Here is a 15631-nt window from a genome sequence, read left to right on the forward strand (position 1 = left end):
CGGCGTCCGGCGTGCCGCGGATCGGGCCATACGGTCGACGGATGAACGTTGACTACTACCTGCAGAGGGTGCCGGTCGAGTCGGTGCGGCCGGGGTTTTCGCTCGCCATTGACGACGGCGGTGACTTCCGCCTGTTTCGGGTCGAGTGCACGCAGATGACGCAGCGCAGCGGTCAGCCGGTGATGTTCACGCTCACGGCCGGGCCCGGCTCGGGGCCGTCCGAAGACGGCGATCGATGGGTTTTGGAGTGTGAGGCGGGCACGCCGGTCGTCCGGGTCCTCGGCGTCTGCAAGGCCGCCTCCTAGGCTCCTCGGCCCGGCTTTGCCCCGGCGACGAACTGCAGCGCGCGTTGCGTCTGCTGCTCGAGGTCGACCAGGCCGGCCGACGAGAACAGGTCGACGAAGGCGCGCCGGTCGAACATGGTGAGCCCGATGACGCGGGCACCGGCGGTCATCGCGTGGCGGAGCGGGGGCAGGTCCGGGACGTAGCTGGTCAGGATCGCGATGCGGCCGCCGGGCTTGAGCACCCGCAGCATTTCGCGTGCCACGCGGAACGGCTCGGGCATCAGGTACAGCGCGCCGAAGCAGCACACCGCGTCGAATGTCGCGTCGGCGAACGGCAGCGCGCGGGCGTCGCCGCGGACGTAACCGGTGCGCGGGGTGACGTTGTCGAGCACGGCGCGGGTCAGCATCGGCTCGGAGATGTCGAAACCGACGGCGAGGCCGCCGTCCGGCAATTGCCCCGCCAGCGATGCGGTGAAATTGCCCGGGCCACAAGCGACGTCGAGCAACCGGCCCGCGGTGGACAGCCGCAGCGCCGAAGCCGCCCGGCGCTGCTCGGCCCCGGTCGTGACACCGCTGGCGACGTAGAACGCCGCGGGGCGCCACAGCCGCTCGTAGACCGTCGCGACCAGCGGGCTGTTCATGGCGCGCTGGGCGACCGTGGGGGCCGGAGACGCCGTCGATTCGCCCAGCACGTCCAGGAAGCCGTGCCGCGGCGCGGCGGCCTCGGTGAGCAGACCCCGGGTCAATTCGACTGCATCCTGGCTCATTTCACCGCATTCCTCGAGGCTCGGTCGCTTTGCACAATCCGCAGGTGAATCGGGTTTTTTCTGCCGATCCGGCTGCTACGCTAGGGCTCTTCGCGCGAGGCGATGCAACGGGCCTCCCGCAGGCAACGGATGGGGTCGACACATGGCGCATCTTTCGCTGACGATCGCGGGACGCGCGTCGGCCGGTTGAGCGGATTACCTCGACAGTGAATTCCCTGCCCCGGCCCCGAATCCGCGCACGCGCGCCGCTGCGGATCTCGTTCGCGGGGGGCGGCACCGACGTGCCTCCGTTCCCGGCCACCGAAGGCGGCTGCGTCCTGTCGGCGACCATCGACCGCTACGCGCAGGGATCGCTCACCCCGCGCACCGATCGCAGGGTCACGATCGAGTCGGTGGACTTCAAGACCACCCACGAGATGACGCTGGACAGCGAAATCCTCTACGACGGCAGCCTGGACCTGATCAAGGCCGCCGTGCGCCGGTTCGGCAGGGAGGGCACGGACGGCTACGACCTGGTGCTGCGTTCGAGCGCGCCGCCGGGCTCGGGGCTGGGCTCGTCGTCGACGATGATGGTGGCGCTCACCGGCCTGCTCGCCGAGCACTACGGCGTGCCCATGGGGGAGTACGAGACCGCGCAGCTGGCGTGCGCCATCGAGCGCGAGGACCTGGGCATCACCGGCGGCATGCAGGACCTGTACGCCGCGACGTTCGGGGGATTCAACTTCATCGAGTTCACCGACCGCGTGATCGTCAACCCGCTGCGCATCCGCGACGAGACCGCCTTCGAATTGGAATTGAGCCTGCTGCTGTGCTTTACGGGCATCACCCGGGACTCCGCCCGGGTCATCGAGGACCAGACCCGGCGCGCCGCCACGGGCGCCGACGACACCCTGGCGGGACTCCGCGCGCAAAAGGAGCTGGCGGTTGCGATGAAGGCCGCCCTGCTGACCAACAAGCTCAACGATTTCGGTGCCCTGCTGGGCGAGGCCTGGACGCAGAAGAAGCGCATGTCGCCGTACATCACCAACGAGCGCATCGACGAGCTCTACGACCTCGCCCTGAAAAACGGTGCGCTCGGCGGCAAGATCACGGGCGCGGGCGGCGGCGGCTACATCCTGCTGTTCTGCGACTTCGCGAAGAAGCACCGACTCATCGAAAGCCTGGAGTCGGCCGGGGCGACCATCACCGAATTCGCCTTCGAGAGCAAGGGATTGACCACATGGCAGGCATGAGCCGCTCGGACGTCGTCGCGCCGAGCGTCGAGCTGGTCCGGGAGCGATTGGCGGACACGATCGCGGTCAAGCAACAGATGCTGTCGGGCGAGATCGCCGAGCAGACGGTCGAGGTCGCGCGACTGATGATCGAGTCGCTGCGCTCCGGCGGCAAGGTGATCTTCTTCGGCAACGGCGGATCGGCGCAAGACGCGGGGCATCTGGCCGCGGAGCTGATGGGCCGCTTCGCCTTCGACCGCCCGGGCCTGGCCGCCATCAGCCTGCCGGACGCCACGGCGGCGATGACGGCGATTGGCAACGACTACTCCTACGACGAGGTGTTCGCCCGCCAGGTGCTCGCCGCCGGTCGTGCGGGCGATGTCGTGGTCGGCCTCACCACGTCGGGCAACTCACCGAACGTCGTCCGCGCGCTCGAGGCGGCCGCCGATGCCGGGATGAAGACCGTGGCGCTCACCGGCGAGCGCGGCGGGAAGGTGGCCGACGTCGCCGAGTTCTGCATCCGGGTGCCCAGCGACAACACCGGCCGGGTCCAGGAGGCGTGCCTGCATCTGGGGCACTCGGTCTGCGAGATGGTCGAAGCGGCCCTGTTCCCCCGGCCCTGATGAGGCCGTCCCCGCCGATGCCCGAGTTGCGGAACGTCCGCACCGTCTTCCTGGACCGCGACGGGACCATCAACGTCAAGGCCGCCGAGGGCGAGTACGTCAGGTCGCCCGACGAAGTGGTCCTGCTGCCGGGCGCGGGGCGGGCGATCGCCGCCCTGAACGCGGCCGGGCTGCGCACCGTGCTGGTGACCAACCAGCGTTGGCTGTCCGAGCGGGCCGCGGACGCGGCGCGGTTCGTCGCCATCCAGGACCGCCTCGCCGAACTCCTGGCGGACCAAGGCGCCCGCCTCGACGCCGCGTACCACTGTCCGCACGCGGCGGCGAGTTGCGACTGTCGCAAACCCGGGGCGGGCATGCTGGTGCGGGCGGCGCGCGAACACGGTTTCGCTCTGTCCGAGTCGGTGATGATCGGCGACAGCGATGCCGACGTACGGGCGGGCCGGGCGGCCGGCGCGGCGACCATCCTGCTGCGCGCCGGTGACGGGGAGGCCGCCGGGGCCGACGCGGTGGCCGACGACCTCGCCGCCGCCGTGCGGCTCATCCTGGACGCGAAGGACTCCGGGTCCGCCTGAACCGCTGCAACACCGAGCGGATCACCAAGGCCAGCGCGAACGGCAGGTCGTCGCGCAGGTACCGGCGGGCAAGGCGCCGCGGCTCGAGCGCCAGCCGGTGCAACCACTCCAGTCCCAGCCGTTGCAGCACGGGCGACGCCCGCCGGACGACGCCGGCCGTCATCGCGATGCCCCCGCCGCAGGCGAGGCACCACGCGGCGGGCAGTTCCCGGCGCACCAATTCGATCAGGCGTTCCTGCCTGGGGAAGCCCAACCCCACGAACACCAGGTCGGGCGCGGCGGCCGCGACGGCGGCCACCGCCCGCCGTGCCCCCTCCTCGGTCCGGTCGAAGCCGAACGGCGGCGACAAGGTGCCGGCGATCCGCAGGGCGCCCGAGCGCGCCACCAGCGCGTCGGCCGCCCGCTCCGGGACGCCCTCGGCGCCGCCGAGGAGGAACACCGACTTGGAGTCGGCGGCCGCCGCGGCGCACAGCGGAAAGATCAACGACGAGCCGGCGACGCGCTCCGGCAGCCGGTCGCCCCCGGCCCGCGCCGCCCAGACCAGCGGCATCCCGTCGGCGACGACGAGGGATGCCCGGGCGATCAGGTCGGCCAGTTCGGGTTCGCGGGCGGCCGCCCGGGCCACGTCGACGTTCACCGGCACGATCGAGCCGCCCCGGCCGGCCGACCACGCCGCGCGCACGGCCTCGACGACCTGACGTTCGGTCACGGCGTCGAACCACAGTCCGCCCACCTGGACCTTCCGCGGGCCTGCGCTCATCGGATCATCATGCCCCGCGGCGCGGCCGGGCGATGGGGACGACGCGCCCTCCTTGCCGCCGCGCGAACCCAGCCCATAACCTGGGCAACATCCGACCGCGACCGGGAACGTCGGGCCCCGCGCGGTAGACGACGGCAACGCAGGCGGGCAGGTCATGGCACAGCGGTCACCGCGGCGCACGGACCGGCACCGCGATGGCGTGATCGGCGGGCTATCGCGGTGGCCTTGACCGGCGCGCGGGCCGACGAGCTGGCGACGATGGACATCTTCGAGGGATGTCCCACCTCCGACCTCGCGCCGCTGGCCGCGTCGCTGCAACCGCTGCGCGCCGCGGCCGGCCAGGTGCTGATGCGGCAGGGTGAGCAGGCGGTGTCGTTTCTGCTGATCTCGTCGGGCATCGTCGAGATCACCCACGTCGGCGACGACGGCGTGGTCATCGTCGAGCACGCGTTCCCGGGCATGATCATCGGGGAGATCGCCCTGCTGCGTCACATCCCGCGGACCGCGACCGTCACCACCGCCGGACCGCTGACCGGCTGGATCGGCGACAACGACGCCTTCGCCCACATGGTGCACATCCCCGGGGTGATGGAGCGGCTGCTGCGCACGGTGCGCCAGCGTCTCGCCGCGTTCATCACCCCCATCCCGATCCGGGTTCGCGACGGAACGCACCTGCTGCTGCGGCCGGTGCTGCCCGGGGACACCGAGCGCACCGTGCACGGACACATCCAATTCTCCAGCGAGACGCTGTACCGGCGTTTCATGACACCGCGCCTTCCCACCCCGGCGTTGATGCACTACCTCTCCGAGGTCGACTACGTCGACCACTTCGTCTGGGTGGTGATCGACGGCAGGGACCCGGTGGCGGACGCGCGCTTCGTCCGCGACGAGGCCGACCGCAGCGTCGCCGAGATCGCGTTCACCGTCGCCGACGCCTACCAGGGTCGCGGCATCGGCACCTTCCTGATCAACGCGCTGTCCATCGCCGCCCGGGTCGCCGGAGTCGAAAGGTTCTCGGCGCGAATGCTTTCCGACAACCTGCCGATGCGCACGATCATGGACCACCACGGGGCGATCTGGCAGCGCGAAGACGTCGGCGTCATCACCACCGTCATCGACGTCCCGCATCGGCGCGAGCACGGCTTCCGGCGCGACGTCGCCGCCCAGATCGAGCACGTCGCCCGCCAGATGATCGAGGTGGTCGGCTGAGCCCTGTGCCGCGAACGGGCATGCCGCCGTTGCGGATTGGCCCCGTGACAGCAACCGCGCTGGCCATGCTGGTGGCGGGCTGCGCGCATGCGCCCGCACCCGCGCCCGCACCGGCGACAACGAGGGTGCCGGCGCCCACGGCGATCAACCCCGCCAACGTCAAGCGGGTGGTCCGCGAGCTGCCGCCGGGTTACGAGGCGAGCACCGGCATTCCCGATGCGGCGTCGCCGAGGGTGATCTGGGGCCTCGCGCCCGGCGCGTCGGGCAGCAAGGCCAGGCCGCCGCAATGCGCGATGCTCGCCGACCCCGGCAACGGCCGCGGCCGGTCGGCGCAGGGCGTGACCGGGTCGGGCAGCGGCGGCATCGTCGACGCGGTGGTGGTGGCGTTGCCCGGGCCGGTGGACCTGCCCGGCGACGTCGTCGCCGCGTGCGGCAAGTGGACGATGACCGCCGGGCGCGCCACCGCGCGCGTGCACCTCACTAATTCCCCGCACATCGATGGCGCCCAAACCGTCGGGATGGTGGCCGACATCACGTCGTCCGTCGAGTCGGGCACCGAGATCGATTCCCGCACATACACGTTCATCGCCTACCTGGGCGATTACTACGCGTTCACGACGCTGACCAACGATCCGGGTTCGGTGGTGCCCGCGCTGCCGCCGCAGTTCGCCGCCGATCTGCTCGTCAAAACGGTGTCCACGTTGCGCGGCTGACGCATCGGTCTTGGGTAGATTGGCCACGGTGTTCAAGGTGGCGGTCACGGTCGCGGCGGTGGGCGTGCTCGCCGGCTGCTCGTCGGGGGCGGGCGACTCCGCGAAGGTCGACATCAAGAAGGTCTCCGACGTGAAGTCGAGCTTCGGCCCCGACTTCAAGGTCACCGACATCGGTGAACGGGGGATCGACCCGAAGGTGCTATCCGGCCGCAAGCTCCCCGAGGGGCTGACGTTCGACCCCGCCCACTGCGCGAAATCGGCGATGGGTCCCGAGATGCCGCCGGACCTGCAGGGCAACATGGCCGCCGTCTCCGCCGAGGGCAAGGGCAACCGATTCGTCGTCATCGCCGTGGAGACCTCAAAAGCCCTGCCGCTCAACGACCCCGGCAAGGACTGCGCCAAGGTGGCGTTCTCCGGACCGCAGTTGCGCGGCGGCATCGAGGTGGTCGACGCGCCGCAGATCGACGGAACCCACACGCTGGGGGTGCACCGCGTCCTGCAGGCGCTGGTCGCGGGGGGCCCGCGCACCGGCGAACTCTACGACTATTCCGCCCAATTCGGCGATTACCAGGTGATCGTCACCGCCAATCCGCTGGTGATTCCCGGGCAGCCGGTCGCGCCGGTCGACACGCAACGGGCCCGCGACTTGCTCGTCAGCGCGGTCAAGGCGGTCCGCAGCTAGCGCACGCCGCGGGGACGGAACTGGATGCTGATGCGCGGGCCCACCGGCGCCGACGTCTTGGGGACGGCGTGCTCCCAGGTGCGCTGGCACGATCCGCCCATCACCAGCAGGTCGCCGTGGGCCTGCGGCAGCCGCAAAGACGGCCCCCTAGAAAGGCGTGCGCGGCGCCGCATCGCGAACGTGCGGGTGGCGCCCAGGCTGACGATCGCCACCATGGTGTCCTCGGAGCTGCCGCGGCCGATGGTGTCGCCGTGCCAGGCGACGCTGTCGGAGCCGTCGCGGTAGCAACACAATCCGACCGTGGTGAACGGCTCGCCGAGTTCGCCCGCGTAGATGTCGTTGAGCCGCCGCCGCAGCCGCCCCAGCAGCGGATGGGGCGGCTCGTCGATGGTGAGATCGTGAAAGCTCACCAGCCGGGGCACGTCGACCACCCGGTCATACATCTGGCGGCGTTCCTCACGCCAGGGCACGTCGGACAGGAGGGCCTCGAGCAGGTCGTCGGCGGCCGTCAGCCAGCCCGCCCGGATTTCGATAAAGGCGCCGTCGCCGAGTTGCCTGCGCTCGGTGTGCTGGAACAGGGAGCCTTGTACCGCCATCTCCACGGCGGCCAGTCTATCGCACATCCGTTCGATGAAGAGCTGACCGGCCGGGCGAACGGCTACCGTTTCCCCTGTGGGTGCGGTTGAGCTGGCGACCAATTCCGAGGTGGGGACGTTGCGGGTGGTGATCCTGCACCGGCCCGGCGGCGAGTTGCGGCGGCTCAACCCACGCAACATGGACCAACTGCTGTTCGACGGGTTGCCCTGGGTGGCCCGCGCGCAGGACGAACACGACCGGTTCGCCGAGCTGCTGCGGTCCCGCGGCGTAGAGGTGCTGCTGCTGGCGGACCTGCTGGCCGAGGCGCTGACCCACAGCGGGGCCGCGCGGATGCAGGGCGTCGCCGCCGCCGTCGACGCGCGCCGGCTCGGAGTGCCGCTGGCGCAAGCGCTTTCGGCCTACCTGCGCGGGCTCGACGCGGGCAGGCTGGCCCAGGTGCTGATGGCCGGCATGACGTTCAACGAGCTGCCCGCCGACATCCGGACCGACGTGTCGCTGGTGCTGCGCATGCACCACGGCGGCGACTTCGTCATCGAGCCGCTGCCCAACCTGGTGTTCACCCGCGACTCGTCGATATGGATCGGCCCGCGGGTGGTCATCCCCACGCTCGCGTTGCGCGCCCGGGCGCGCGAGGCGTCGCTGACCGATCTCGTCTACGCCCACCATCCGCGGTTCACCGGGGTGCGGCGCGCCTACGAGTCGCGCACCGCCCCCGTCGAGGGCGGCGACGTGCTGCTGCTCGCCCCCGGGGTGGTCGCGGTCGGGGTGGGGGAGCGCACCACCCCGGCGGGCGCGGAAGCCTTGGCCCGCAGCCTCTTTGACGACGACCTCGCGCACAAGGTGCTGGCGGTGCCGATCGCCCAGCGGCGCGCGCAGATGCACCTGGACACGGTGTGCACGATGGTCGACACCGACACGGTGGTGATGTACGCCAATGTCGTCGACACGCTCTCGGCGTTCACGATCGAGCGCACACCCGACGGCGTGGCCATCAGCGACGAGGCGCCGTTTTTGGAGGCCGCCGCCAAGGCGATGGAGATCGACCGGCTGCGTGTCATCGACACCGGGCTGGACCCCGTCATCGCCGAACGCGAGCAGTGGGACGACGGCAACAACACGCTGGCGCTGGCGCCCGGCGTCGTCGTCGCCTACGAGCGCAACGCGCAGACCAACGCCCGCCTGCAGGACGCGGGCATCGAGGTGCTGACCATCGCGGGATCCGAACTGGGCACCGGCCGCGGCGGCCCCCGCTGCATGTCGTGTCCCGTCGCCCGCGACCCGCTGTAGCCGGTGCGCCGAGATTGCCGCCATGGTCGTCGCTGCGGGCCGAACCACAACCCTCACGGCAATCTCGGCGACGAGCGGAGGGCCAGCGCCTCGCGGGCCCGTTGCACGATGACGCGGGGGCGGTCCTCGTTGATGACCCTGATCACGATCCAGCCGAGGCTTCCCACGGTCTCGGCCCGGCGAATGTCTTTCACGTACTGCCTGCGATCGGTGCGATGCTGTTCGCCGTCGTACTCCAGCGCCACCATCGGCTCTTCCCATCCCATGTCCAGGTAGGCGACGAGGCGCCCGTCGGTCACTCTGATCTGTGTGGTGGGCCGCGGCAAACCGGCGTCGATCAACACGAGGCGCAGCCAGCTTTCCTTCGGCGACTGCGCACCTCCGTCCATCAGGGACAGGGCGGTTCGGCATCGCCGGACGTTCCGGACACCCTTGTTGCGGGCGAAGATCGTTGCCACGTCAGCCGGGCGCAGGCCGGTCGCGGCCGACAGCGCATCGAGGTAGGTGACCGCGAGGCGGCGCGGCAAATGGCGCCCCAGATCGAACGCCGTGCGCACCGGATTGGTGACCGGTAGCCCGGCGAGTTCGACGACATCCTCCGCGCCGACGCGCTCGCGGCGGACGATGATCCCGGGTGGTGGATGGTTGAAGGGTCCGATGATCTCGATGGGCGTTTTGTCGTCGACCCATTTCGCCCCGTGCAGCGCGGCGGCCGCCCGGCCGGCGATGATCGCCCGCCTGCCCGACCACAGCCAGGCCGCCCGGATGTTGTCATGAAGCGACCGGGGCGCGTTCTTCGGTAGATACACGTCGCGATGGATTCGCCGGTAGCGCCATCGCAATTGACCGCGCGTCAGTGAACCGTCCGCTACCGCTTCGCTCCCGACGAAGGCCCCCGCCACGCGCTCATCATGAACGCGACCACCGATGGCGCGTCCACTTTGCCGCCAGGGTTGTGGACAGCGCGCGAACCGCAACCCTCACGGCAATCTCGGCGCCAAGAGGCTAGCGCCAGCTGGGCAACCAGATCTCCATGTCCCAGGTCTGCTGCGAGATCGGCAGACCGGTCAGCACCGGGAACAGCCAGGCGAAGTTGGTCAGCACCAACGCCACGTAGCAGCACACCGCGATCAGCCCCAGCGTGCGGCGTTCGGGGCCGGCGCCGGAGGCGGGGGCGCGGTTCGGCGGGTACAGGATGTCCCCACAGATGAGCGCCAGCCCCATCACCAAGAACGGCGCCATCGTGGCCGCGTAGAAGAAATACATCTGCCGGTCGATGTCGGCGAACCAGGGCAGCCACCCCGCGCAGTAACCGGTCAGCACCACCGCGTAACGCCAGTCGCGGCGGACGAACGCGCGCCAGCAGGCGTAGAGCAGCACCGGCACCGCCAGCCACCACATGGCCGGCGTGCCCACCAGCATCTCGGCCTTGACGCACGACTGCGCGCCGCACCCGGGGACGTTCTGCTGGTCGATCGCGTAGAGCACCGGCCGCAACGACATCGGCCAGCTCCACGGCTTGGACTCCCACGGGTGGTGGTTGCCGGCGGCGTTCGTCAGGCTCTTGTGGAAGTCGAAAGCCTTCACGGTGTAGTGCCACAGCGAGCGAACGGCGTCGGGCAGCGGGACCACCGAACGCGGGCCGATCGACTGGCCGACCTCGTGTCGATCGATCGCCGTCTCGGACGCGAACCACGGCGCGTAACTGGCCAGGTACACCGCGCACGGCATGAGTACCAGCGCGTAGGCGGTGGGGATCATGTCACGCCGCAACACCCCGGCCCAGGGCCGTGGCACCTGATACTGGCGCCGGGCCGCGACGTCGAAGGCCAGCGACATCGCGCCGAAGAAGACGACGAAATACAGCCCGGACCACTTTGTCCCGCAAGCCAATCCGAGCAGGATGCCGGCCAGGAAGCGCCACCAGCGCACCCCCAGCCGCGGGCCCCACACCGTCTCGGCGGCGCGCCCCTCGAGCAGCGCGACGTGCATGCGCCGGCGCACCTGATCCCGGTCGACGATGAGCGCGCCGAACGCCGCGACCACGAAGAAGGTGAGGATGCCGTCGAGCAGCGCGGTCCGCGCGGTGACGAAGCTGACGCCGTCGCAGATCACCAGCACGCCGGCGATGGCGCCGACCAGCGTGGAGCGGCTGATCCGCCGGACGGTCCGCATCACCAGCACCACGAGCACGACGCCCAGCAGCGCGCCGGTGAACCGCCAGCCGACCCCGTTGTAGCCGAAGATCGCCTCACCGACCGCGATCAGCTGTTTGCCGACCGGCGGATGGACCACCAGGCCGAACCCGGGGTTGTCTTCCACCCCATGGTTGTGCAGCGCCTGCCAGGCCTGGGGCGCGTAATGCTTCTCGTCGAACACCGGCGTGCCGGCGTCGGTCGGCGAGCCCAGGTTCAGGAACCGGGTGATGGTCGCCAGCACGGCGATCACGCCCGTCACGACCCAGCCGCGAATCTGGTCGGTCGGCCCGAAGTCGGCCACCGGAACCATCGGTCCCGGGCTGACGACGGGCACGACGCGCTCCTGGCCGGCGACCGGGGCTTCGCGGGGCGGGGCGGACATCGGTGTCGATCGTAGGCTGTGCGTCATGACCACTGGCCGCCTGTTGCTGGGCGCGACCCCCCTGGGCCAGCCGTCAGACGCCTCGCCCCGCCTGATCGACGCCCTCGCCCACGCCGACGTGGTGGCGGCCGAGGACACCCGGCGGGTGCGGACTCTGTCGAAAGCGCTGGACGTGGCGATCACCGGCCGGGTGATCAGCCTGTTCGACCGGGTGGAGGCGGCCCGGGTCGACCCGCTGATCACCGCGCTGGAGGCCGGCGCGACGGTGCTGGTGGTCAGCGACGCCGGGATGCCCCTGATCAGCGACCCCGGCTACCGGCTGGTCGCGGCCTGCGTGGCGGCCGGCCTCCCGCTGACCTGCCTTCCCGGCCCGTCGGCGGTGATGACCGCGCTGGCGGTGTCCGGCCTGCCGGCGGAAAAGTTCTGCTTCGAGGGTTTCGCCCCGCGCAAGAAGGCGGCGCGGCGGGCCTGGCTGGATTCGCTGGCCGACGAGCGGCGCACCTGCGTGTTCTTCGAGTCGCCGCGCCGGTTGGCCGCCTGCCTGCACGACGCCGTCGACCAGCTCGGCGGCGCCCGCCGCGCGGCCGTCTGCCGGGAACTGACCAAGGTCCACGAGGAGGTGGTGCGCGGGTCGCTGGACGAGCTGGCGGCGTGGGCGGACGACGGGGTGCTCGGCGAGATCACCGTCGTGCTGGCCGGCGCGACGCCGCGCGCGGACCTGCCGTCGCTGGTGGCGCGGGTCGAGGAGCTGGTCGCCGAGGGTGCGCGCGTCAAGGACGCCTGCGGCGAGGTGGCCGGCGCGAATCCGGGGGTGCGGTCGCGTCAGCTCTACGACGCGGTGCTGCGGTCGCGCCGCTGACCCTCAGCGCGCCGAGAACGCGGCCGCGATGCGTGGCTGTCCGACGATGGGAGACGCCTTGTGCAGGCATTCGGCCCATTCGGCGTCGGGATCGGAATCGGCCGTGATCCCTCCGCCGACACCCAGCACGGCGCCGCCCGCGGCGTCGAACTCGACCGTGCGGATCGCGACGTTCAGTTCGCATCCCGCCACCGGGGAAGCCAGACCGATTGTCCCGCAATATATTCCGCGACGATGCGGCTCCCACTGCGAAAGCAGTTGGCGGGCGCGGTGTTTGGGTGTCCCGGTGACGGACGCGGGCGGGAAGGCGGCGTCCAGCAACGCCGACGTCGGCAGTTCGGTGCGAACCCGCGCCGACACGGTGGACACCAGGTGCCACACGCCCGGGGCGCGCCGCACCACCAGTAGCTCGGGCACGGTGACGGTGCCGACGATCGCCACCCGGCCGAGGTCGTTGCGCACCAGGTCGACGATCATGATGTTCTCGGCCACCTCTTTCGCCGATGCCCGCAACGCCGACGGCCACGCGTCCAGGGGCAGGGTGCCCTTGATCGGGCTGGACGTCACCAGCGCGCCGCGCCGCCGCAGGAACAGTTCGGGGGACAGCGACGCCACCGCGCCCCACGGCCCGGCGAGGTAGGCCGCGCGCGCCGGGGAGGTGCGGGCGATGCCGTCGGCGAAGAAATCCAGCGGGGCACCGGTGACCGCCCCGGTGAAGTGCGTGCAGACGCACGCCTGGTAGACCTCCCCCGCGCGGATGGCCTCGAGGCAGTTCAGCACCCCCGCCCGGTGAGCCGCCCGGTCGGCGGTGCCCCAGTCGATGCGGCAGTCGCGCGCCGGCGGCGCCGTGGCCAGCGCGGCGGCCAGCCAGTCCGGCATCGGCGCGCCGGACAGGCTTTCGTACCACCACCGGCCGTCCCGGTCGCGCCGCAGGACGCAGTCCGTCCACCCGCCCGCGGCTTCCGGGATCCGGTTGGGCCGGCCGTCGGCGCCGGGATCGGGATAGGACAGGTAACCGATCCAGCCGCCGCCCACCGCCGGCGAGTCGGCCGGTTGCGCGCCCAGCGGCACCGCGAAGGCGGCGCCGGGATCGACCGGCTGCGCCGCCACGCTCGGGGCGATCACCGCCAGCGCGCCGAACCAGTCGCCGGTCAGCGCGGCCGGCGGCGGCAGCCCGAGGCGTGCCGTGGCGTCGCCCACGGCACGCAGCACCGCGGGTGCGGCGCCGAGGTCGCCGAGCCGGTCGATACGCACCGCCCTAGCTTGACAGAAGGGCGGTCGGCTAGCCCCGGCTGACGTCGCGCGAGGTCGCCAAGGCCACCAGCTTGTCCGGGTTGCGCGTCACGTAGAAGTTGGCGATCTTGTCGTCGGCGATCTCGAGCGTGATCACCCCCTCGAGCTGATCGGCGAGATAGAGCAGCACGGCCGGGGCGCCGTTGCAGGTCACCACGTCGACGCGGAACTCGGCGAGCTCCGACGCCTTGCGGATCAGGCCGACGATGGCCCGGGCCACCCGCTCGGCGCCCACCACCGGCCGGCGGGCCGCGGACACCTTGCCGCCGCTGTCGGCCGTCCAGGTCGCGTCGGGCGCGAGCATCGTCATCAGCGTCGCCACGTCTCCGCCGGCGGCCGTCTCGAGGAACTGGGCGGTGAGCCGCGCGTTGCGCTCCGGATCTATCGCGCCGAACCTCTTGCGCCGCGCCCGCACGTGTTCGCGCGCCCGGTGGGCCACCTGCCGCACGGTCGGCGCCGGTTTTCCGACCGCCTCGGCGATTTCGCCGTAGTCGAAGCCGAAGACTTCGCGCAACACGAACACCGCCCGCTCGTCGGGGCTCAGCGTCTCCAGCAGGACCAGCATCGCCATCGAGATCGATTCGGCCAGAACCACGTCCGTCGAGGCGTCGTGCTCGTCGAGGAGCAGCGGCTCGGGCAGCCACGGCCCCACGTACTCCTCGCGCCGGCGCGCGCCGGCGCGCAGCGCGTTGAGCGCCTGCCGGGTCACCAGCTGGGCCAGGTATGACTTGGTGTCGCGCACCGTCGACAGGTCCACCGCCGCCCACCGCAGGTAGCTGTCCTGCAGCACGTCGTCGGCCTCGGTGGCCGAGCCGAGCATCTCGTAGGCGATGGTGAACAGCAGTGGCCGCAGCACCGTGAACCGTTCGGCGTGCTCGCTGCCGGCGGGCGCGCGCGTCATCGCAGCGCGACCGCGGCCGGCGCCTGCGCGGGCCTCCTGCCGCCCTTGAGCCAGCGGTAGGAGCCGGGCTTGGCGGCCTCGCGCCGGATCGCCCACAGCGTGCCCTTGCAGATGGCCTCCTTGATGGACGCGGCGGTCCGGCCGCCCAGCGCCAGGTTCACCGGGGTGTCGTCGGTGCGCGCCAACTGCACCGTGCCGTAGGTGCGGCCCAGGCTGATGCATTGGCCGACGAAGGCCTGGTTCAGCACGGCCGGGGCGGCCCCGGCGATGCGGCTGAGCACGGTGTTGGCGGCCTGCGCCCCCAACGGTCCGGCGGCCTGGCAGCTCATCCGCAGCGGCTGACCCGACGGCGCGGCCGCGTCACCCGCCGCGACGATGTAGGGATTGTCGACGCTGGTCAGCGTCTCGTCGGTGAGCAGCCGGCCCAGCGCGTCCGTGCTCAGGCCGCTCCGCGCGGCGAGATCCGGCACGGCGAATCCGGCCGTCCAGATGGTCGCCGCACTCGGCAGCACGGCGCCGTCGCCCAGCACCACCGCGTCCCAGCGCACCTCGGTCACCGTCGCGGACTCCAGCACGTTGACGCCGGAGCCGCGCAGTCGCCGGGCGACCGAGCGCCGGCCCCGCCTGCTCAGCGACGGGCCCAGCCCCGCGCCGCACACCAGCGTCACCTCACGGCCCCGTTCGGCCAGCTCCGCGGCGGTTTCGATGCCGGTCAACCCGCCGCCGACGACCGTGACGGGCGCGGCCAGCGGCAGGTCGGCGAGCGCATAGCGCAACCGCTGCGCGCTTTCCAGGTCGGCCACCGCGTACGCGAAGTCGGCGAATCCGGGCACGGCCGGCGGTGTGGCGCCGGTGCTCCCGACCGCGTAGATCAGGTAGTCGTAGTCGAGCTCGGCGCCCGAGGACAGCAGGACGCGCCGGGCGGTGGCCTCGATGCGGTCGACGGCGTCGACGACCAACCGGATCCCGTCGCCGAGCAACGTCGCGTAGTCGGCGGTCGCGGCGCCGGTGTCGGCGATCAGCTGGTGCAGCCGGATTCGCTCGACGAACACGGGGCGCGGGTTCACCAGGGTGATGTCGATGTCCGGACGCTGCCGTAGGTGGTTGGCGGCCAGGGTTCCGGCGTATCCGCCTCCGACCACGACGACATGAGTTTTCTGGGCGGCCACCTCGGTCATTGCTGTCTCCTGTTCTCACGGGCCTGATGCCCTCGAGACACCGCAGGCTCGTCGGGCGTGACAGGCCCGCCCACATTGTGACGCGTCTCACGGCGGGCGCCGGCCGGTGCGCGCA

Annotated in this window: 17 protein-coding genes; 9 read left to right on the forward strand and 8 right to left on the reverse strand. The window is 71.5% G+C overall.

All coding sequences use genetic code 11. The features are described 5' to 3' along the window. Positions 1-41: 41 nt before the first annotated feature. Positions 42-305: a hypothetical protein gene (locus tag HMPREF0591_RS12260; protein WP_007168875.1), complete on the forward strand. Its 264-nt coding sequence runs from the start codon at positions 42-44 to the stop codon at positions 303-305. Here HMPREF0591_RS12260 and HMPREF0591_RS12265 read toward each other — a convergent pair. After that, entirely contained in the window at positions 302-1051 is a 750-nt protein-coding gene (locus HMPREF0591_RS12265; RefSeq protein ID WP_007168876.1) for a class I SAM-dependent methyltransferase, read from the reverse strand. The genes HMPREF0591_RS12260 and HMPREF0591_RS12265 overlap by 4 nt on opposite strands. A 215-nt stretch (positions 1052-1266) precedes the next feature. Here HMPREF0591_RS12265 and HMPREF0591_RS12270 point away from each other — a divergent pair, with 215 nt between their 5' ends. Genes HMPREF0591_RS12270 through HMPREF0591_RS12280 form a run of 3 tightly spaced genes read left to right on the forward strand, consistent with a single transcriptional unit; the run spans position 1267 to position 3457 of the window. Continuing rightward, the gene (locus HMPREF0591_RS12270; RefSeq protein ID WP_040622753.1) at positions 1267-2283 is read left to right on the forward strand and encodes a GHMP family kinase ATP-binding protein; all 1017 of its coding nucleotides are present in this window, start codon (positions 1267-1269) and stop codon (positions 2281-2283) included. After that, complete coding sequence (locus HMPREF0591_RS12275) at positions 2271-2885, forward strand: D-sedoheptulose-7-phosphate isomerase (protein WP_007168878.1); 615 nt, start codon at positions 2271-2273, stop codon at positions 2883-2885. The genes HMPREF0591_RS12270 and HMPREF0591_RS12275 overlap by 13 nt, the downstream gene beginning before the upstream one ends. Continuing rightward, positions 2885-3457: a D-glycero-alpha-D-manno-heptose-1,7-bisphosphate 7-phosphatase gene (locus HMPREF0591_RS12280; RefSeq protein WP_007168879.1), complete on the forward strand. Its 573-nt coding sequence runs from the start codon at positions 2885-2887 to the stop codon at positions 3455-3457. The genes HMPREF0591_RS12275 and HMPREF0591_RS12280 overlap by 1 nt, the downstream gene beginning before the upstream one ends. On the opposite strand, the gene HMPREF0591_RS12285 is transcribed toward HMPREF0591_RS12280, so the two are convergent. Further along, a complete protein-coding gene (locus HMPREF0591_RS12285) occupies positions 3423-4217 on the reverse strand; it encodes a WecB/TagA/CpsF family glycosyltransferase (RefSeq protein WP_007168880.1) in 795 nt (264 codons plus the stop codon). The two genes, HMPREF0591_RS12280 and HMPREF0591_RS12285, sit on opposite strands and share 35 nt — an antisense overlap. Positions 4218-4475: 258 nt before the next feature. Here HMPREF0591_RS12285 and HMPREF0591_RS12290 point away from each other — a divergent pair, with 258 nt between their 5' ends. From HMPREF0591_RS12290 to HMPREF0591_RS12300, 3 genes are read left to right on the forward strand one after another with little or no spacing between them, the layout of a single operon-like run. Beyond that, on the forward strand, positions 4476-5426 hold the full coding sequence (locus HMPREF0591_RS12290) for a GNAT family N-acetyltransferase (protein ID WP_050790051.1): 951 nt from the start codon (positions 4476-4478) through the stop codon (positions 5424-5426). Between the two features lie 20 nt (positions 5427-5446). Then, positions 5447-6139 (forward strand): DUF5642 family protein, encoded by a 693-nt coding sequence (locus tag HMPREF0591_RS12295; protein ID WP_007168882.1) that lies wholly within the window; start codon positions 5447-5449, stop codon positions 6137-6139. Between the two features lie 28 nt (positions 6140-6167). Further along, complete coding sequence (locus tag HMPREF0591_RS12300; RefSeq protein WP_040622756.1) at positions 6168-6821, forward strand: DUF5642 family protein; 654 nt, start codon at positions 6168-6170, stop codon at positions 6819-6821. Here the strand turns inward: HMPREF0591_RS12300 and HMPREF0591_RS12305 are convergent. After that, entirely contained in the window at positions 6818-7423 is a 606-nt protein-coding gene (locus HMPREF0591_RS12305; RefSeq protein ID WP_208857753.1) for an alpha-ketoglutarate-dependent dioxygenase AlkB, read from the reverse strand. The two genes, HMPREF0591_RS12300 and HMPREF0591_RS12305, sit on opposite strands and share 4 nt — an antisense overlap. 70 nt (positions 7424-7493) lie before the next feature. Between HMPREF0591_RS12305 and arcA the strand changes: the two genes are divergently transcribed. Continuing rightward, positions 7494-8705: an arginine deiminase gene (arcA, locus tag HMPREF0591_RS12310; RefSeq protein ID WP_007168885.1), complete on the forward strand. Its 1212-nt coding sequence runs from the start codon at positions 7494-7496 to the stop codon at positions 8703-8705. Between the two features lie 53 nt (positions 8706-8758). Here arcA and HMPREF0591_RS12315 read toward each other — a convergent pair whose 3' ends face one another. Continuing rightward, positions 8759-9607 carry a hypothetical protein gene (locus tag HMPREF0591_RS12315; protein WP_040622410.1) on the reverse strand — a complete coding sequence of 283 codons (849 nt, stop codon included), beginning with the start codon at positions 9605-9607 and terminating at the stop codon, positions 8759-8761. 103 nt (positions 9608-9710) lie between these two features. Further along, on the reverse strand, positions 9711-11285 hold the full coding sequence (locus tag HMPREF0591_RS12320) for a dolichyl-phosphate-mannose--protein mannosyltransferase (protein ID WP_007168887.1): 1575 nt from the start codon (positions 11283-11285) through the stop codon (positions 9711-9713). Between the two features lie 25 nt (positions 11286-11310). Here HMPREF0591_RS12320 and rsmI point away from each other — a divergent pair, with 25 nt between their 5' ends. Next, on the forward strand, positions 11311-12144 hold the full coding sequence (gene rsmI, locus HMPREF0591_RS12325) for a 16S rRNA (cytidine(1402)-2'-O)-methyltransferase (RefSeq protein ID WP_007168888.1): 834 nt from the start codon (positions 11311-11313) through the stop codon (positions 12142-12144). Between the two features lie 3 nt (positions 12145-12147). Here rsmI and HMPREF0591_RS12330 read toward each other — a convergent pair whose 3' ends face one another. The 3 genes from HMPREF0591_RS12330 to HMPREF0591_RS12340 are packed head-to-tail and all read right to left on the reverse strand — an operon-like array spanning position 12148 to position 15516. Next, positions 12148-13398 carry an aminodeoxychorismate synthase component I gene (locus HMPREF0591_RS12330; protein WP_007168889.1) on the reverse strand — a complete coding sequence of 417 codons (1251 nt, stop codon included), beginning with the start codon at positions 13396-13398 and terminating at the stop codon, positions 12148-12150. A gap of 28 nt (positions 13399-13426) precedes the next feature. Continuing rightward, entirely contained in the window at positions 13427-14338 is a 912-nt protein-coding gene (locus HMPREF0591_RS12335; protein ID WP_007168890.1) for an RNA polymerase sigma-70 factor, read from the reverse strand. After that, on the reverse strand, positions 14335-15516 hold the full coding sequence (locus HMPREF0591_RS12340) for an NAD(P)/FAD-dependent oxidoreductase (RefSeq protein ID WP_007168891.1): 1182 nt from the start codon (positions 15514-15516) through the stop codon (positions 14335-14337). Before HMPREF0591_RS12340 ends, HMPREF0591_RS12335 begins: the two co-directional genes overlap by 4 nt. Positions 15517-15631: the final 115 nt, after the last annotated feature.

This window comes from Mycobacterium parascrofulaceum ATCC BAA-614, from assembly GCF_000164135.1.
GTDB lineage: Bacteria > Actinomycetota > Actinomycetes > Mycobacteriales > Mycobacteriaceae > Mycobacterium > Mycobacterium parascrofulaceum.

What these genes read in the sequence shown, in the direction of transcription:
- HMPREF0591_RS12260 (WP_007168875.1), top strand. Translation starts at nt 42, where the DNA reads ATGAACGTTGACTACTACCTGCAGAGGGTGCCGGTCGAGTCGGTGCGG.
- HMPREF0591_RS12265 (WP_007168876.1), bottom strand. Translation starts at nt 1,051, where the DNA reads ATGAGCCAGGATGCAGTCGAATTGACCCGGGGTCTGCTCACCGAGGCC.
- HMPREF0591_RS12275 (WP_007168878.1), top strand. Translation starts at nt 2,271, where the DNA reads ATGGCAGGCATGAGCCGCTCGGACGTCGTCGCGCCGAGCGTCGAGCTG.
- HMPREF0591_RS12280 (WP_007168879.1), top strand. Translation starts at nt 2,885, where the DNA reads ATGAGGCCGTCCCCGCCGATGCCCGAGTTGCGGAACGTCCGCACCGTC.
- HMPREF0591_RS12285 (WP_007168880.1), bottom strand. Translation starts at nt 4,217, where the DNA reads ATGAGCGCAGGCCCGCGGAAGGTCCAGGTGGGCGGACTGTGGTTCGAC.
- HMPREF0591_RS12290 (WP_050790051.1), top strand. Translation starts at nt 4,476, where the DNA reads ATGGACATCTTCGAGGGATGTCCCACCTCCGACCTCGCGCCGCTGGCC.
- HMPREF0591_RS12295 (WP_007168882.1), top strand. Translation starts at nt 5,447, where the DNA reads ATGCCGCCGTTGCGGATTGGCCCCGTGACAGCAACCGCGCTGGCCATG.
- HMPREF0591_RS12320 (WP_007168887.1), bottom strand. Translation starts at nt 11,285, where the DNA reads ATGTCCGCCCCGCCCCGCGAAGCCCCGGTCGCCGGCCAGGAGCGCGTC.
- rsmI (WP_007168888.1), top strand. Translation starts at nt 11,311, where the DNA reads ATGACCACTGGCCGCCTGTTGCTGGGCGCGACCCCCCTGGGCCAGCCG.
- HMPREF0591_RS12335 (WP_007168890.1), bottom strand. Translation starts at nt 14,338, where the DNA reads ATGACGCGCGCGCCCGCCGGCAGCGAGCACGCCGAACGGTTCACGGTG.
- HMPREF0591_RS12340 (WP_007168891.1), bottom strand. Translation starts at nt 15,516, where the DNA reads ATGACCGAGGTGGCCGCCCAGAAAACTCATGTCGTCGTGGTCGGAGGC.